Below are 17,023 nucleotides of genomic sequence, written 5' to 3' on the forward strand. Positions count from 1 at the left end.
CAATGACATCAACTGACCATACGGATATCGAATGGAATCTGGAAGATAAGAACGACCGAGAGCTGGAACAAATCGAAATTGAGCTACTACTTCAAGGCATTCATCGATTCTATGGTTATGATTTTCGCAACTATGCTCTCCCTTCATTGAGGCGAAGAATCTGGCACCATGTTTATGCAGAAGGGTTATCTTCCATTTCAGCTTTACAGGAGAAAGTTCTGCATGAACGAGCTTGCTTTGAACGCCTCATCTATAATTTGTCCATTCCGGTTACGGAAATGTTCCGGGATCCGAATCTTTTCCTGACGTTCAGGCAAAAGTTGGTCCCGCTTCTGAGAACATACCCGTACATCCGGATTTGGCACGCCGGCTGCTCGACTGGCGAAGAGGTATACTCCATGGCAATTCTACTGCATGAGGAAGGCCTGTACGATCAGGCACGTATTTATGCAACCGACATGAATTCACGTTCGTTACAGCAGGCTAAGGAAGGCGTTTTCGATATAAAACGCATGAAACAATACACTAAAAATTACTTGGAGGCGGGCGGTACTCGCTCGTTCTCCGAATATTATACGGCTAAATACAATTCTGTTATCTTTCATCCGTTCCTGAAGAAAAATATGATTTTTGCAGAACACAATTTAGCGACAGATCGTTCCTTCAACGAATTTAATGTGATCTTTTGCAGAAATGTGATGATTTATTTTAATGATGAACTTCGCAATCACGTACATGGACTATTTCATGAGAGCTTAAGTCATTTTGGTATTCTTGTACTGGGGGCGAAAGAGTCGATTCATTTTACGAGTTACAGTGATTCGTACGAACCGCTGGACCGGGTAGAGAAGATATACCGAAAGATTAAATAGTGTTTTTAGGAGGATTCCATGGGGGTTCACGATCCGATTCATATTTTGCTGGTAGATGACCGCTCTGAGAATTTGCTTGCACTGGAAGCGGTGCTCGACAGTAAACAGTATACGCTTGTCAAAGCAACTTCCGGGGAAGAAGCGTTAAGATATCTCTTGAAATATGAGTTCGCCGTGATTGTACTTGACGTTCAGATGCCGGGCATGGATGGAATTGAAACGGCGCGGCTCATAAAGGCGAGGGACAAGACGAAAGATATTCCTATCATATTTATTTCGGCTAACAGCAAGGAAGCGGAACATCTGTTTGCAGGGTACTCTGCCGGAGCTATTGATTATATGGTAAAGCCCTTCATCCCCCAAATTCTGAAATCTAAGATTGAGGGATTTGTGGATATGTACCTGACAAATAAAAGGCTGAAGACTCAATCCATGCTGCTTCACAAGAAGACTCAGGAGCTGGAGAAAATCAATCATGAGCTGATACAGGCCAAGGAAGCGGCAGAAATTGCGGCCAAAGCCAAGACGGAGTTTCTGGCGATGATGAGCCATGAGATTCGCACACCCATGAATGGGGTTATCGGTATGATTGATTTATTGATGGATAGCGATCTTCAGGATGAACAGAAGGAGTATGCAGATATTATCCGAAACAGCGCTGATGCGCTGGTCTCGATTATTAATGATATTTTGGATTTCACCAAAATGGAGTCAGGGAAAATGGAGCTGGAGGAGTATCCATTTGAGCTGAAATCTTGTGTGCAGGAAGTTTTTGGACTTTTTTCGGCTGAGGCCAACAAAAAAAATCTGGAGCTTCTCTATTTCATAGAAGATCAGATCCCGCGCATGGTTTATGGCGATATGGGGCGTCTGCGTCAGGTGCTGATGAACCTTGTTTCCAATGCGGTTAAGTTCACTAACCAAGGCGGGGTATATTTGGTTATTTCACTTATTGAGCGAGAGGACGAAACCTTAACTCTTGAATTTAACGTAAAAGATTCAGGAATAGGTATTTCAGCGGACAAGATTGACAGGCTTTTTAAACCATTCTCACAACTGGATTCTTCCATGACCCGTAAGTATGGGGGGACTGGACTCGGTCTGGCCATCTGTAAGTCACTGGTGCAGATGATGGGTGGAGAAATCCGGGTCGAATCCACTGAAGAGATGGGGGCAACGTTTGTCTTTACCATTAAGGTTCATAAGCATGAAGAGGAAGATCAGCTGCTAGGTCGGGATAAGCTACCTTTCAAGATTATCCCTATCTCATAGGCAAAAGTCGATAATGAACATCCACCATGCTCAATAGCTCAAATGTTACTATGATGAATCTGGTTGCTGAGTTGTTTCAACACATCGAATAACGGGTTATTTGTAAGGAAAACAAATTTTGGGAGAGAGTGTGTGTATGAATACAAACAGTAATGATAAGTTTAATGCCAAGACTCACATGAACGAAAGTGTATGCACAGTGCTTTTAAGCGGCGAGCTTGACTTGTCCGTTGCACCTGATTTTCGAATGGTTATGGAACCTCTTGTGAGCAATTCGGACATGGATTTGATCGTCAATTTGAAGGAAATTACATATATCGACAGTACGGGTATCGGAATTCTGTTGTCTATTTTAAAAGCAAGACATGGTATGGAAGCCCGCTTTGCCGTTGAGGAAGTTCCTCAGCAAATCCAAAAGCTGTTTGACATGACTGGTATTGCGAAGTTCTTTGCCCCTCAGGAGAATTCCCAATAGGAAAGGAAAGAAAAGAATGAATGCTGAAGTACAAAAAATAACGCTCAATTTACCTGCCAATGCGGAATATGTTGATATTGTTCGATTGAATCTTTACGGAATAGCTTCCAAAATGGGCTTCACTTATGAAGAGATTGAAGATATGAAGGTAGCTGTATCAGAAGCATGCAATAACACCGTTTTATACGCTTATGGACAAGAGGGCGGAATGGTGGAAGTCGTGTATGAAGTCACTAGTGAATCATTATCCATCACAGTCAGAGACGAAGGGGAGAGTTTCGAGAGTGATGATAATGCAGACGGTCGTGGAACCCTCCATGATAAAGAGCTCAGCGAAGTTCAGATTGGAGGCCTCGGTTTTTATTTGATGGAGGCGCTCATGGATGAAGTGAGTGTGACGAATCAGAGAGGAAAGGGTACACAAGTTATTCTTACCAAACGGCTTGCGAAAAGCGAGGAGCTTGTATGAGCGATAAAGTGACTCCCCCAGAGTCCAAAGATGAAGCGATTCGTCTGATTAGGGAATATCAACAGACGAAGGATAACGAAATCGCTACCGTCTTAATTCAAAAATATGAACCGATGGTTAAAATGGCTGCGGGTAAAATTGCCCGTAATCGTCCTGACCTTTACGAAGATTTATATCAGGTGGGGCAGATGTCCCTGATCCGGTTGCTTAAGCAGTATGATATCAGTCTAGGAATTCCATTTGAGCCGTACGCGATGAAGAGTATGATCGGTCATATGAAAAACTTTTTACGCGATAAATCTTGGTATATTCAGGTTCCTCGTCGGATTAAAGAAAAGGGCGCACTTGTTCAGCAGGCTATCGATGAATTGATGATGAAGCTGGAACGATCGCCTGGTGTTAATGAGATTGCGGAATACTTGGATCTGACAGTTGAGGAAACCGTAGAAGTTCTGGCCGGCCGTGAATGCTATCATTATGTATCATTGGATTCTCCATTATCTCAAGAAGAAACGGGTGCTACGCTCGGTGAACTTATCAGCTCTGATGTGAACGACTTTGATTCTGTTGAGAAGCGAATGGATTTACAGCAGGCATTAAGTCAGTTGAAGGAGCAGGAGCAGAAAGTGCTGCTCTTGGCATTCCAGGACGGACAATCCCAGCGCGCCATTGCGCAGAAGCTCGGTGTTTCACAGATGAGTGTATCCCGTATCCAGAAGAGAGCAACAGAGAAATTGAAACAAATCATGTCTAATTCATCGTATTGATATGGACAAGCTTCTCTGTATCGGGTATGAGGACTGGTCTACATAAGGGCACGCTATTCCTGAGAGAAGGATATGCGTGCCTTTTTTAGAGATAAGAAAGAATAAACATCGGAGAGCAAAGTGCATCCTTATCTCGCAAGAAAAACTACCGCTAAATGTGGTCTGTCTTCTTTGAGGTACGTCGATAGATGTTTTTCTTTTAGTACATATGATGAAGGATGTGATGAATTGATGACGACCTTGAAGCTGGAGGAGGGGCAGAGGTTATATACGCTTACAGGAGGCTGGAAGTGGTACGATCTTCAGGTTGATGATTGGAGCTCGCCTCTCATTGGTGAGCTACGTACCGAATATCCTAACACATCGAAATGGTTCGATCTGATATCTTCATTGAAAGGCAAGAACTATATGTCTGTTCGTTTTCCTGACGGAGTAAACCCTATTATTGTAGGATCTATACTGTATACGGTGGCCTCAGGTCTTGATGAGGAACGTAAAGATGAACAGTTATATTTCTATATCGACCAGAACGTACTGATTACATTTAACTTGGACGAGCATACCAGAGGGGTCATGGGAGAGAAGGACCGCATCTCCATGTTGCATCAATGTAAACGACCGATCGATGGGATGTTTGTTCTTTCAAGGGCGATATTGCATTATTTCCATGCTGGTATGGATAAATTTGAGGCAAGACTTCGTGAAGTTGAATCCGTCATGAGAGAGCATAACCAACGAAATTTGATGGATAATATACTTTCATCCCGCTTTGAACTGCTCTATTGGAGTAATCTCTTTATTCCGTTTCAGGAATTGATTGCAGCATCCAAAGAGGGGTATTTGGACACACTGGAGGACAGCAAGTATTATCAACAGTTGCTTCATCGTGTTGAGCGAATGGAGAAGTTGTTCCAGCATTATGAAGAGGAAATCGATACTTTAGTTTCAATTGACGATGCAATTGCCGGTTTCCGCGGGAATGAAATTATGAAGACGCTAACCATCATAACTGTAATCTTCACACCGACAACTGTGGTAGGAGCTATATGGGGAATGAACTTTGAAAACCTTCCGATTACAAAGGTATCGTGGGGATTCCTGGTGGCTATTCTCTTTACTTTGGTTTTAACGGTGGGCATGTATGTGTGGATGTATATGAAAGGCTGGACCGGTGATTTACTGAGAGTAAGAGCAAAGAACAAAAACATATAATGGAGCATAAAGAAGTCCGAACTCGTTAGAAGGAGTTCGGACTTCTTTATGCTAAACACTACTTGGATTTATTAATATAGCCTTGTAATTCCGCAATATAATCACCAATAAGCGGCATATCCACGAACAGGCTTAAGATGTAACCGAGCAAACCTAGAACAACGAAAGTTCCAATCGTCATGCCGAGGCCGCGGGAGAGGCCGGCTGTAAAGTTGGTAATCATTCGTTTTTTCGGGTTCATGTAGTTCTCCACAATGTCTATAAAGTCTGATCTTTCAAGGAAATCAGCAATTTTATCCAATCGGCTGTTCAATCTCTTGACTTCATGTCTCAATTGAAAGGGATGTTCGTCCACATCATAAACGCCACGCTTCTGGTCAAGCACGCGGTCCCGTTCCCGCGAACGTGCATGACGCTCTGATCGATCAAAAATCCTCGGACTGCCGTTATAAGGATTTGCTTTACTCATGTCATATCCCCGCCTTCCTAAAGGGAAGCACACGGCTTCCTATAATTAAAGTTACGGCAATTTTTCACGTAGGCACAAAGTATTGGGGACTTAAATAAAGAAGCCAGCTATTGTCAGCTGGCTATTACTACTATCGCGGCTTTGGTATCTCGTCGACTTCATCTATTGGCTGACGTCAGATGAAGCATCTTTTGTCACGTTTTTGACGTCTTCAGAAGCAGTCGCTACTTCATCCGTCACATCCATCGAAGCCTGTTTAACGCTCGACATAATGTTACCGCGGCTTTCATTTACAGTTGTCATGACGTCGGAAGCCTTGCTGCTTACTGTTTTGGCAAGCTCAGTAGCCTTATCGCCAACAACGCCTGCAACATCTTTGGTTTTATCTGTAACCAGCGTGATTTTGTCTGAAAGCTCCCCACGAAGTTCTCGGCCAGGCTTCGGTGCAAACAGTAGAGCTGCTGCAGCGCCGACCAATGCACCAATAAAAGCACCCTTAAAGAAAGTTGATCCACTCTGTACCGGATGTTCTTGTTCTGTGTGATTCATGACCATTCACTCCTTTAGATTAATATAATTCAGTATCTCTAATCTGTTAGGATTAGATAGTTCTTCTAAAGATTTTGGCTACGAGTCCCAACAAGAATATGAAGAGTGCTGTCCTTTTCAGAGTCTTGTTTTCGATGGGGCTTGCTTATCTGGTATTTAAACGTGAGGGAAGATGATGAAACAATAAACGTGAGATATAGAGAAAGTGATGTCTATATTAGAGTATAATTGCCTGCTGATATGTGCTCCTTTTTGTACTATAATTATTAAGCTACGTTTTAACTTAAATCTTGTCCTATGGTATGGGCAATAATATATGGATTAGTATAGAAGGAGAGAACATCATGGAAACTGTTCTGGTTAAGGAATATCGTGCGGACGTCATGGAGTGCTCCCACAGTGGACATATATGTATCGTAAACGATGAGGGAAAGGTTAAGGCGTTTGCCGGCGACCCGCATTATGTCACATTCACCCGTTCTTCTGCGAAACCCCTGCAGGCTATTCCGGCCATTCGTGCGCATTTAGCAGACCGTTATCATCTGACGGATCAGGAAATTGCCATTATGACTGCATCTCACCGAGGGGAACATGAACACCAAGAGACGCTAATCTCTATAATGGACAAGACGGGAATCGGAGAAAGCCGACTTGTATGTGCCTCGAGTTATCCGCTCGATGGTGAAACGAGAGATTCTCTAATCCGCAGTGGAGGAAATAAAAATAAGCTTTATCATAACTGTTCAGGAAAACATTTGGGTCTGCTTGCTTATAGTCAGATGAAGGGACTTCCCCTTGCAGGGTACGAGGACCCCAATCATCCTGTACAGCAGGAAATTCTGAGCACCATAGCGTATATGTGTGGTCTGTCGAAAGATGAAATCATACTCGGTACAGACGGCTGTGGTCTTCCGGTATTTGCATTACCCTTGCAAGCATTGGCTACTGCTTATATGAAACTGGCTTGTCCTGATCGGATAGAGGACGAGCCGACTCGACGCGCGGTTGAAAAGATTGCACAGACGATGAATTCCCATCCCTTTATGGTGGCGGGAAGCGGAAGAGTGGATACTCTTCTGCTTCAGGATCAAAATATCGTTGCTAAAGGCGGCTTCAAAGGAGTTTACTGTTTTGGCCTGAAAAAGGAGAGACTCGGCATTACCTTCAAAATATTGGACGGCTCGGAGGAAGAATGGGGGTATATTGTAGAGTCTATCCTTGATCAACTAGGTTACGATAACCGGGCCACAATTGATTCTTTAAGAAAAGCTTTTACGAAAGATCTGTACAATGATGGAGGTAAAAAGGTAGGCCGAGCGGAAACAGCATTCAGTTTAAATTACGTTTGATGAATGCGAAGAGGTTATTTTTAAAGGAAACAGTGAGGGAGAAACAGAATTTATCGTTATTGATATGCCTTAAGAAATGATACTTAAAGCCCCCACACGTCTCTCTGTAGTAGGAGAGTCGGGTGGGGGCTTTTAAGTAATGACAAAGACGTGATCAATTTCCACGCAGGCGTCCCAACTCGGATACGAGCGCTTCAACCTCGGATATGCTCAATGTGTTCTTGCTCATAACCATATCATACAAATCACGTATATCTTCATATTGATCCTTGGAGAAGGCCGAGGCCTGCATAGCAGCCGCTGAAGCCATGCGTAGCTTTAATTTGATTTGTTCGATCATATACTCAATGTTTTCCTGAGATTTCTCATTTAGATCCATGATTGGCACCATTCCTCTCACTTGATAACGAGTTTACGTCCTGTATTGTACCATGTTGCTGCCAGACGAACCAATGTTTTTGCCACAGTGCTCCGGTTAGGGTAAAATCAGGGAAACTACGGATTCGCAGATTATAGTGAGATTCGCAGCAAACACAACACATATACCGTGAAGGGGGAAGGCAATGGGCGATTATGTGGGTTTTCAACAGGCTCCGCCTGTGACGAAAACCAAATTGTCGGGAGAGCAGCTGCAAAGTTTTTTTACAGGCATATCTCAGCAGCATTCAATGGACCAAGTTACATTTTTATGTATCGGGACTGACCGTTCAACAGGTGATGCGCTAGGACCACTGACAGGAAGCAGACTGCTAGAATATGGATTTCCGCACGTTATCGGCACACTTTCCGACCCTTGTGACGCTTGTAATCTGGAGACCAAGCTGCAGGACATTCCGAAAGGAAGTACTGTAATTGCGATTGATGCTTGCTTGGGCCAGTCTTCCTCCGTTAGCTTTTTCTTTGGATCTGCAGGTCCGATCCATCCAGCCCAGTCTGTGGGCAAGCCGCTTCCTTCGGTTGGTCACTACAGTATAGCTGCGGTTGTTAATGTACAGGGGCCTAAGCCTTACTGGACTTTGCAGGTTACTTCTCTTCATCTGGTTATGACAATGGCCGAAGAAATCGCACATGCTGCCGCATCCGCCTTTGGCCTTAGTACTTGAGACAGGCGTTTCAGCAGGGCTGGTTTATGGTTTAATAATAGTACATCTTTATAAAACCATAGGTACTTTAACGAAGTGCCTATCTATAGAAAGAAGGGTAGCGTGTAATGGAAAAAGTAAAATGCAACGGCAATACGATATGTTATCTGGAACAGGGACACGGAGAGCCGGTTATTTTGCTTCATGGTTATTGCGGAAGCTCTTCTTACTGGGAACAGGTACTGCCATATTTGAACGGTTACCGGGTCATTGTACCGGATCTTCGAGGTCATGGACGTTCTGACGCACCGGTGGGACCTTATACCATTGAACAAATGGCTGATGACGTATTGCTGCTGATGGATGAGCTGGATATTCAGAAGGCAACGCTGCTTGGACATTCTCTCGGTGGCTACATTACGCTGTCATTTGTTCAGCGATACACTTCGCGGTTGAATGCGTGTGGCCTGATTCACTCTACAGGTTACCCGGATTCGGATGAAGCCAAGGAGAAGAGAGTGAAGGCAGTAAGCGTCATTCAGGGAGAAGGAATTACAAACTTTGTGGACGGGCTCATTCCTGGCTTATTTGCTCCTGGAATGGAGAATAGAAAACCGGAATGCATTCAGAAAGCGAAAGAAATCGGATATTTAACGCCACCGCAAGGAGCAATCGGCGCAGCGCTTGCGATGCGTGAGCGGCCTGACCGGAGGGATGTACTTTCTTCAACAACACTTCCTGTTCTGCTTATTGCAGGAGAGAAAGACGGCCTCATACCGTCAGAGCGTGTCTTTACAACAGACCACACGAACGTAACCCAGAGTGTAATTAAAGAAGCGGGTCACATGAGCATGATGGAAGAACCAGAGGAGCTGGGGAAAGTCATTCATTCATTTTTAGATCATGTTCATTCGTCTTAAACATCATATAAGCACGGATTAAAGAGCTATAGCCGGAGGAGAAGAGCCTCTGGCTTTTTCGTGGTAATGAAGGGGGATTGCTGGTACTGGTAATATGATGGCTGATCTTTTACAATCTATCTAGATTGAAATAACAGATTAGTCAAGAAATGGGGAAGCGGAATGTATCGGAAAGATTATCTCCTCCGTCTTGTGGAGGAAATGACGCAGATGATATCCAAAGTATTTGGCTTAAAGCAGCAGAAAAAGCATAACGAGGCTCTTTTGGAAATTAACGAAATGCTGAGCCGCCAATTCCGTCTCAATTCCAAATTGTTGAAATCATTGTCAGCAGAAGATATCGTTCAGCTGTTCCACAGCGGTGGGGTCGTTGAGGCCGATAAGCTGCAAAGTACGGCAAGGCTGTTGGAGGAAGAAGCTGATATTTATCTTGATATGGATCGGCTGGAGGATGGGAATACTCTGTTGGTAAAGGCTCTTCATTTATACTTATCCGCTTCTATGCATGGTGGAGATCGACATATACTGGACATGCCGCGCCGGATCAATGAACTTCTGGAACGTGTACGCCCCCATGGTTTGCCTAACGAGACGGAACGCCTTTTATTTACTTACACGGAAAGAGAAGGTGAATATGCGGCTGCGGAGGACAGCCTCTACCGGCTTCTGCAACGAGAAGCGGTAGATTATCGGGAGGGAAGGCTTTTTTATGAACGTCTTCTGGCCGTAGATAAGGATGAGTTGGAACGGGGAAGACTTCCTATAACGGAAGTTCAGGAAGGACTTGAAGAACTGAAACTGCGTTATTCTCATGTAACGCAGTCCCAGAACCCCTATTAATGGTTCTCTGCTTTCAAGTCACCTGATTGGGCAGCATTGACCGGAGATGTTATCATAAATAATGTGGTTTAACGGGCTGCAAATACAACATGAAAGTGAGATGTACCTTTTGGATGCACTGCGTAAACTTGTTCACCAAATCATTGATAACACATCATTGATTACGGCCATCCTCAGCCAGCTGCGTAAGCGGGAAGGGGTTTCTTATACGAAGGTGACGGTCAAACCCGTCGAATTGAAAAACAAGCTTCATTATCAGTTTGCCTATTTTTCTGGAAACAAGGTGACACATCAGAACGTGCCCTCCGATGAAGCGGAGGCTGCTCTGATCAAGCTTTTGGAAGAGACGTTCCGTCAAGCGATTATCTGTACACCGGAAGCAGACTATCAAGTGCTTATATCCAAAAAGTACAAGGTGTCTATTCTGACCAAGTCACCAACTAAAACTCAAAGTGACTTGGCCCACAATCGTAAAAAAACGTATGTGCTTGAAGAAGGTACACCTGTTCCATTTTTGGTGGAGCTCGGTATTATGAACGATGAGGGTAAAGTTTTTGCTCGGAAGTACGATAAGTTTAAGCAGATCAATCGTTTTCTGGAAATGGTAGAAGATGTACTCCCTCATCTGCCAGAAGATCGGCCGCTCACCATTGTTGATTTTGGCTGTGGTAAATCGTATCTTACGTTTGCACTTTATCATTATTTGGCGGTCACCGCACGAAGATCGCTGAAAATTGTCGGATTGGATCTAAAGGCGGATGTTATCGAACACTGCAGTTTGCTGGCAAAAAAGCTGAATTACTCGCAATTGCGGTTTCTTGTCGGCGACATCGCGGATTATGATGAATTAGAGCAGGTCGATATGGTAGTAACGCTTCATGCCTGTGACACGGCAACGGATGCCGCCTTGGAAAAAGCAGTACGCTGGGGTGCGTCTGTTATTCTATCGGTTCCTTGCTGTCAGCATGAGTTGTTCTCCCAGGTGAACAGTCCTGTGATGGAGCCGCTCCTGTCGCATGGAATTTTGAAGGAACGCTTCTCGGCGCTCGCAACTGATGCGATCCGTGCTAAGCTGCTTGATTTGATGGGTTACCGTACTCAACTGCTAGAGTTTATTGATTTGGAGCATACTCCGAAAAACATTTTGATTCGTGCGGTCAAGGGAACAGCTGGAGATAAAAATAAACTATGGCAGGAATATACGGCGTTTAGGGACTTCCTTAGTGCTTCGCCGTATTTGGAAAATGCATGCCGAGATTTGCTACCGAAGTCTTGATAGGAATAAGCTCACCTACAATTCTGATAGGTTAAACGGTCCGGCCTTGGAGTGTAGGCTCCAAAGGTGCGAACCGTTTTTTTTGCATGATCAGGTCAGCCAGAGATTTCTGGATGGCCTATTTTTTGTGGGGATCCCTGTTAAGTAACGCCACACCGCGCTTTGGTAGATTCGTCTGGTAAGTACGGTGGTTTGCACAAATAGATGTTCAGGGAATACATTGTTTGCTGCTCGACCACAATGGGGAGGTATCCCACTTTGGAAAGGGCGAAAGGGTAATGACAAACCTCCTTGTTCGACGCTGTGGAATAATAATGCTGATACTAGTAATGGGTATGTCCAGCCTGAAAGCAGGTCTGTTTTTTGATGAGGATTTACATGGAGTAAGTATCATGTGGGGAATATCCTGCATGCTGTTGACTGCTGGATATGTACTTACCGGCAATAAGCCCCGCTTCTTGAAGCAGCACAAAACCCCCCTCTTTCCTCTTCTAGTGTGCGTTGGTGGAATAGTAATCATCTATATATGGCATGGGATGAACGGTTCGATATCCGCAGAGGGTACAGGAAATGAGATTATACGCTGGGGCTTGTTCGGATCGGTTGGAACTGCTCTCTGGATGGCTAGCAGAGAGCAGGAAGGAGGAAGAATGCTGCGTTTGGTGTGGCATATGACGGGGTTAATTCTATGCGGCAGCGCTTTGCTGGCCGTATATGGATTGGTGGATTTGCCGCACGCGTTCTTTCGTTCGGTTAATCTTGAGGTAAGTGCAACCGGCGCGAGGCTGGGCGGCCTGCTGCAATACCCGAATACGTTCGGGGCAGTGATGGCCGCATTTCTCCTCGAGCGGCTGTTTGCACTGCCCGCCGCGCTCCGGGGGCGGGCAAGCCCGCTTCGCGCCGCGGCAGCACTGCTGCCGCTCGCGCCCTACACCGCCGCGCTGCTCCTGACGGAGTCGCGCGGTGCCTGGCTTGCGGCCGCACTGGCGTGCGCGGCCGGTCTGGCCGCAGAGCGGCGCTGGGCAGCGCCGCTCTTGGCGGCAAGTGCCGCGCCCGTCGCAGGCGCGGCACTGCTCTATCGCCAGCTGGCTGATGTCCAGCTGGCTCCGGCGGTGCTGCCCGGCCTGCTATGGCTGGCCGGGCTTTGGGCCGGCAGCGTGCTCGCCGGCCTGCTACTGTGGCGGGGGCTGCGCAGCTCTTCACGCCCAGCCCCTGTCTCTGCCCCCGACACCATCGCCGGCCGGCCTCATGACAAAGCTCTTAACCTGCCATCCGTCATCATCCAGGGTACTGCCCCCGATCAGGTTCTCGTCCCCGCCGACAGACTGTCCACCGATACCGCTCAAGGCACCGTAAGCGACACTACCGCCAGCACGTCTCTTGGCAATGGCTGCGGCGCTGCGTCCGGTATCATCTCCGTCCCGGCTTCTGTCACTGGCTATCGTCAGCTGGTTGTAATAATCATGTCATCGGTTCTTTATGCCATCGCTTTTGCAACGGTTCTATCACGTGTAAAGGCCCGCCTCGTAGGCGGAGCAGAGACGATGAGTGCCCGTCAATTGATGTACCAGGATGCTTGGGGATTGTTCTCATCAGCGCCTTGGCTTGGACGCGGTGGTGACACATGGCGACTTTCATACCGCTCCATTCAATCACAGCCTTACGTCGGGGCTGAAGTGCACAGCGGATACATCGATTTGCTGCTAAATACCGGAGTGATTGGTTCACTTATGGTATTCATTTTATTGCTGATGTCGGCAATTCGATTAAGAACAACTTGTCCGCCTTTGGTGCCTTCTCTTTCCGTTCTGATGATTCACAGCATCATTGACTTTGATTGGAGTTTTGGACTGGTGTGGCTTCTTATACTTTGGCTGGCAGCCATGGGAGCGGGGCAGACCAGCAGAGAGGCCTCACAAGCAGCAGTCTTGAAACGTACGACGGAAGTATCCCGTACATCCCGTTTTCGTCTGATCTTCTTCATCCGAAAATTCCGTTGGCACCATGTTCTCTTTATAACAGGTATGGTATGTCTAACGGCATGGACGGCTCTTGCTTCATCCTATTGGATGGGAAACCGCTATTACGAACAGGCGCTATACACAGCAAATAGGGAAGAACGCAAGCAGCTTCTGAAGACTTCGATACGCTGGAACCCTGTTTCACCAGAAGCAGCTGCACTGCTCGCAGAGCTGCTACCAGCGAAGGAAGCGGCTGACCTGCTGAATCGAAGTCTCGCCCGCTCACCGGGACATCCGGCACTCACTTGGCAGATGGCCGAATTACATGCGATGAGCGGAAATTCCAGACAGGCGGCTGTATGGTATAAGATCAGTATAGACAGAGACCGTCATCATACGGTGAAGCAGACTCGAGCGATTCTCTCCCTGGCTCAAATGGCCCGAAACCAGTGGGCTTCGGGAAAAAACAGAGCTGCTATACACACGACTTATTCCGCTTTGGAGATTTACGATTTGTATCGACAATCGGTAGAAGTGATGGCAAGAAATCCTCTTGTCAGAAATGATAGGGATTTCAGAATGACGATTCAAGCCGAGCAGGAAGGAAGGAAATTGAAGCAACGGATTGCGGAATCCAATCTTCGAATAAACGCTAACGCGATGGACATTCCCGTACTGCTCACGCCCAATACGAGATGATAAAAACCGCTAGTTATCCGCCAAAAGCATCCCTAAAGGCGGAGGCGAGCGGTTTTTCAGGTATTTGCCAGAGCTCAGCAAGCTCACCGCAAACCTCTTTTTCCCACCAGTCACATAGAGCCTTTTTATTACTGTAGTTATCGTGGATCCAGATCAGATTGCCTATCACTTTTCGGTAATAAAGATCTTCGCCCTGCTTCAACAACTCCGGTGAAATATATTGCTTCAGCCGCTTAGTTGTACGATACAATTCTTTGCTGCAAGCACGGCGTATACCCCTCGGTGTCGGAGGGCGGCTACCAACCTGCTTGGCGTGCGATGAATGCATGTTGCTCACTCCTTTTACTTCACCATATGTGAAAGTCCGGGCGAAAGTCACAGGCGTCAGATCAATTGGGCGGACTGGAACGCATGTCCAAGGCTATGTTAGAATAGGCTATTATTAAGGATAAGGATAAAGGTGCTTTAGGAAGAGGGGGAAATCGTGGAGTTTGTTTACGATTTGGTTGGCCGTTTGTTTGATTGGATCCAGAGCTTGGGTTACTTCGGCATTATGCTTGGTCTAATGATGGAAGTCATCCCTAGCGAAATTGTGCTCGCATACGGTGGATATCTGGTTTCCATTGGAGAAATTAACTTCTTTGGGGCTATGTTATTCGGTACGGTTGGGGGAGTCGTTGCACAGCTGTTTGTTTATTGGATCGGACGCTACGGTGGTAGGCCTGTTTTGGAGAAATACGGGAAGTACATATTAATTAAGAAGAAACATATCGATTATTCCGAAGAGTGGTTTAAGAAATACGGTACAGGTGTTATATTTACAGCGCGCTTTGTTCCTGTCGTTCGGCATGCGATATCCATTCCGGCGGGTATCTCCAAGATGAATGTATGGCGCTTTACGTTACTGACAACACTTGCAGTCATCCCTTGGACAGCGTTATTTTTATATCTGGGGCTGCTGCTGGGTGACCAATGGGAGCATATCGACGAAAAAGCATCTCCGTTTGTACGTGAGTTCCTGCTCGGCGCATTGGCATTAATGATAATTTATTTTGTGATCAAGTGGTTTAAATCAAAAAAAAGGAGGTCATAAACATGGCAGTTAATCTGGCTCACAAATTCGGTACCGGCATTTCACCAAAGCAGTTTATGGAAGGTATGGAGAAGAACAAGGAAGCTTTTAAAGCAGGGTATGACCAATTCACCTGGAACAGCGAAGAGGACCGGGAATTTTTTGAAAGTCTGAATTTCAGGGATGATCTTCGAGTACTCATTCTTGCAGCCGATTGGTGCGGTGATGTCGTTCGTAATGTGCCGGTTGTATTCCAGGCGCTTGAAACGGCTGGGATGGAGACGGAAGTACTCGTTATGGAGCAGCATCTGGATGTGATGGACCAGTTTCTTACCATGGGTGGACGTTCTGTTCCCGTTGTCATTTTTGCCGATACCGGAGGACATGTTCTTGGTCAGTGGGGGCCCCGGCCTGAGCACGTGCAGCGGTTTATGATTGAATTCAAGAAGGACAACAGTGATCGTGAGGCTCCGGACTACCAAGAGAAACTTGGGGCTGTCCGTCAAGATATTATTAAGGCTTATGGGGAAGGAAATGAAGCTCATGCGGTTATCATAGCCGAACTGCGCGAGCTGATTTCAGGGTTTTAAGTAGACATGCTGAAGATTGAAACATTTAACCTTGGACCCCTGCAGACGAACGCATATCTTTTAACTGGCTCGGAGGAAGGCAAAGCTGTGATCATTGATCCAGGCATGAATCCGGGACCGCTGCTTAAGCGGATTGCGAATCTCGAGATTGAAGCGATTTTGCTGACCCATGCTCATTTTGATCACATGGCCGGTGTGGAGGAAATTCGGAAGCTGAAGGGTTGTCCGGTTTATCTCCACGATCTGGAAAGGGACTGGCTGGGTAGTCCGAAGCTGAACGGTTCATTAATGTGGCCGCAAGTAAGCCCGCCGTTATCTACAGATCCTGCAGAATATGATCTGGCTGCTGGACAGAAGCTGAACCTGATCGGTCACACCTTTACGGTGTACCATACTCCGGGACACTCGCCGGGAAGCGTCAGCTTTCTAAATGGGAATCATCTGTTTTCCGGTGATGTTCTGTTCCGTATGGGAGTAGGGCGTACAGACTTGCCTGGCGGGAGAGAGCGGGATCTGCTGGATTCCATCCAGAATACGCTATACAAATTTCCAGATGATGTAATTGTTTATCCAGGCCATGGCCCCCGGACGACGATAGGATTCGAAAAACAACAAAATCCATACGTCAATTGATGTTATATGAACTGAAAACGACAAAATTCGAGAGAATTGTCTGGACAAGGTAAGACAAGATTGATACAATAATGTCAACTAAATGTTACCTTTGCGAAGCACGCAGACTGTGGAATTATAATCCCGGTTTGCGTTCTTTTATTTTTGTGGCCATTTTTGGGGTGTGGTCTACCATTAGGGGGATTAGGAATGAAGGATAATAGGTTACTGCAGCTTGTGGAGATTAGTGCTGTAAGGCATGTCGAAAATGAAAGCTCAGCTGTAAACAGTCCTGACATTCAGTTGACGAAATCTGTGGTATGGCACAGATTATTCCGGGGGAATGAATCTGGGACTCAGCCATGGCAGGATAGATTGAACGAATATCGTCAAAATAAGTGAAATACATACAGCAAGCGGGATTGTCCCAGATATGATTTTTGAACATTGTTGAAACAGCTACTAGTAAAAGAAAAAGCAGGCCATCTAAGGGATTTGAAGTGCCCCCTGTCAAGTAGACAGTGTAAAAAACAAAAA

19 protein-coding genes and 1 pseudogene are annotated in these 17,023 nt (G+C 46.0%); 16 read left to right on the top strand and 4 right to left on the bottom strand.

What is annotated here, in order from left to right:
* The first annotated feature begins 2 nt into the window (after positions 1–2).
* From B9N86_RS03310 to B9N86_RS03335, 6 genes and pseudogenes are all read left to right on the top strand, one after another.
* A complete protein-coding gene (locus tag B9N86_RS03310; protein ID WP_208917761.1) occupies positions 3–872 on the top strand; it encodes a CheR family methyltransferase in 870 nt (289 codons plus the stop codon).
* 18 nt (positions 873–890) lie between these two features.
* A pseudogene (locus tag B9N86_RS03315) lies at positions 891–2,114 on the top strand (ATP-binding response regulator); the annotation flags it as partial.
* Between the two features lie 166 nt (positions 2,115–2,280).
* Entirely contained in the window at positions 2,281–2,619 is a 339-nt protein-coding gene (locus tag B9N86_RS03320) for an STAS domain-containing protein (protein WP_208917763.1), read from the top strand.
* A gap of 16 nt (positions 2,620–2,635) precedes the next feature.
* Positions 2,636–3,088 (top strand): anti-sigma B factor RsbW, encoded by a 453-nt coding sequence (gene rsbW, locus B9N86_RS03325; RefSeq protein WP_208917764.1) that lies wholly within the window; start codon positions 2,636–2,638, stop codon positions 3,086–3,088.
* Positions 3,085–3,855: a sigma-70 family RNA polymerase sigma factor gene (locus tag B9N86_RS03330; protein ID WP_208917765.1), complete on the top strand. Its 771-nt coding sequence runs from the start codon at positions 3,085–3,087 to the stop codon at positions 3,853–3,855. Before rsbW ends, B9N86_RS03330 begins: the two co-directional genes overlap by 4 nt.
* A 231-nt stretch (positions 3,856–4,086) precedes the next feature.
* Positions 4,087–5,067, top strand: a complete 981-nt coding sequence (locus tag B9N86_RS03335) for a magnesium transporter CorA family protein (protein WP_208920066.1) — start codon at positions 4,087–4,089, stop codon at positions 5,065–5,067.
* Positions 5,068–5,125: 58 nt separating this feature from the next.
* On the opposite strand, the gene B9N86_RS03340 is transcribed toward B9N86_RS03335, so the two are convergent.
* Entirely contained in the window at positions 5,126–5,536 is a 411-nt protein-coding gene (locus B9N86_RS03340) for a DUF5665 domain-containing protein (RefSeq protein WP_244562934.1), read from the bottom strand.
* Positions 5,537–5,698: 162 nt separating this feature from the next.
* Complete coding sequence (locus B9N86_RS03345; protein WP_208917766.1) at positions 5,699–6,085, bottom strand: YtxH domain-containing protein; 387 nt, start codon at positions 6,083–6,085, stop codon at positions 5,699–5,701.
* 344 nt (positions 6,086–6,429) lie between these two features.
* Here B9N86_RS03345 and B9N86_RS03350 point away from each other — a divergent pair, with 344 nt between their 5' ends.
* Positions 6,430–7,434: an asparaginase gene (locus B9N86_RS03350; RefSeq protein WP_208917767.1), complete on the top strand. Its 1,005-nt coding sequence runs from the start codon at positions 6,430–6,432 to the stop codon at positions 7,432–7,434.
* Positions 7,435–7,588: 154 nt separating this feature from the next.
* Here B9N86_RS03350 and B9N86_RS03355 read toward each other — a convergent pair whose 3' ends face one another.
* The gene (locus B9N86_RS03355) at positions 7,589–7,813 is read right to left on the bottom strand and encodes a DUF1128 domain-containing protein (RefSeq protein WP_208917768.1); all 225 of its coding nucleotides are present in this window, start codon (positions 7,811–7,813) and stop codon (positions 7,589–7,591) included.
* Positions 7,814–7,997: 184 nt separating this feature from the next.
* On the opposite strand from B9N86_RS03355, the gene yyaC reads away from it, so the two are divergent.
* The 5 genes from yyaC (at position 7,998) to B9N86_RS03380 (ending at position 14,212) form a co-directional block, all read left to right on the top strand.
* The gene (yyaC, locus tag B9N86_RS03360) at positions 7,998–8,537 is read left to right on the top strand and encodes a spore protease YyaC (RefSeq protein WP_208917769.1); all 540 of its coding nucleotides are present in this window, start codon (positions 7,998–8,000) and stop codon (positions 8,535–8,537) included.
* A 107-nt stretch (positions 8,538–8,644) separates the two neighbouring features.
* A complete protein-coding gene (locus B9N86_RS03365; RefSeq protein WP_208917770.1) occupies positions 8,645–9,436 on the top strand; it encodes an alpha/beta fold hydrolase in 792 nt (263 codons plus the stop codon).
* 162 nt (positions 9,437–9,598) lie between these two features.
* Positions 9,599–10,276, top strand: coding sequence for a DUF6483 family protein (locus B9N86_RS03370; RefSeq protein ID WP_208917771.1), 678 nt, complete (start codon positions 9,599–9,601; stop codon positions 10,274–10,276).
* A gap of 100 nt (positions 10,277–10,376) precedes the next feature.
* Complete coding sequence (locus B9N86_RS03375) at positions 10,377–11,552, top strand: class I SAM-dependent methyltransferase (protein WP_208917772.1); 1,176 nt, start codon at positions 10,377–10,379, stop codon at positions 11,550–11,552.
* A 314-nt stretch (positions 11,553–11,866) separates the two neighbouring features.
* Positions 11,867–14,212: an O-antigen ligase family protein gene (locus B9N86_RS03380; RefSeq protein ID WP_210190637.1), complete on the top strand. Its 2,346-nt coding sequence runs from the start codon at positions 11,867–11,869 to the stop codon at positions 14,210–14,212.
* Positions 14,213–14,225: 13 nt separating this feature from the next.
* Here the strand turns inward: B9N86_RS03380 and B9N86_RS03385 are convergent, their stop codons facing one another.
* On the bottom strand, positions 14,226–14,540 hold the full coding sequence (locus tag B9N86_RS03385) for a hypothetical protein (RefSeq protein WP_208917774.1): 315 nt from the start codon (positions 14,538–14,540) through the stop codon (positions 14,226–14,228).
* 156 nt (positions 14,541–14,696) lie between these two features.
* Between B9N86_RS03385 and uptA the strand changes: the two genes are divergently transcribed.
* The 4 genes from uptA to B9N86_RS03405 all read left to right on the top strand — a co-directional run bounded on the left by uptA (position 14,697) and on the right by B9N86_RS03405 (position 16,888).
* The gene (gene uptA, locus B9N86_RS03390; protein WP_208917775.1) at positions 14,697–15,305 is read left to right on the top strand and encodes an undecaprenyl phosphate transporter UptA; all 609 of its coding nucleotides are present in this window, start codon (positions 14,697–14,699) and stop codon (positions 15,303–15,305) included.
* Positions 15,306–15,307: 2 nt separating this feature from the next.
* A complete protein-coding gene (locus B9N86_RS03395; protein ID WP_208917776.1) occupies positions 15,308–15,874 on the top strand; it encodes a thioredoxin family protein in 567 nt (188 codons plus the stop codon).
* Positions 15,875–15,880: 6 nt separating this feature from the next.
* Positions 15,881–16,507 carry an MBL fold metallo-hydrolase gene (locus tag B9N86_RS03400; protein WP_208917777.1) on the top strand — a complete coding sequence of 209 codons (627 nt, stop codon included), beginning with the start codon at positions 15,881–15,883 and terminating at the stop codon, positions 16,505–16,507.
* A 189-nt stretch (positions 16,508–16,696) separates the two neighbouring features.
* The gene (locus tag B9N86_RS03405) at positions 16,697–16,888 is read left to right on the top strand and encodes a hypothetical protein (protein ID WP_208917778.1); all 192 of its coding nucleotides are present in this window, start codon (positions 16,697–16,699) and stop codon (positions 16,886–16,888) included.
* Positions 16,889–17,023: the final 135 nt, after the last annotated feature.

The organism is Paenibacillus uliginis N3/975 (genome assembly GCF_900177425.1).
GTDB classification, from domain to species: Bacteria; Bacillota; Bacilli; order Paenibacillales; family Paenibacillaceae; genus Paenibacillus_AQ; species Paenibacillus_AQ uliginis.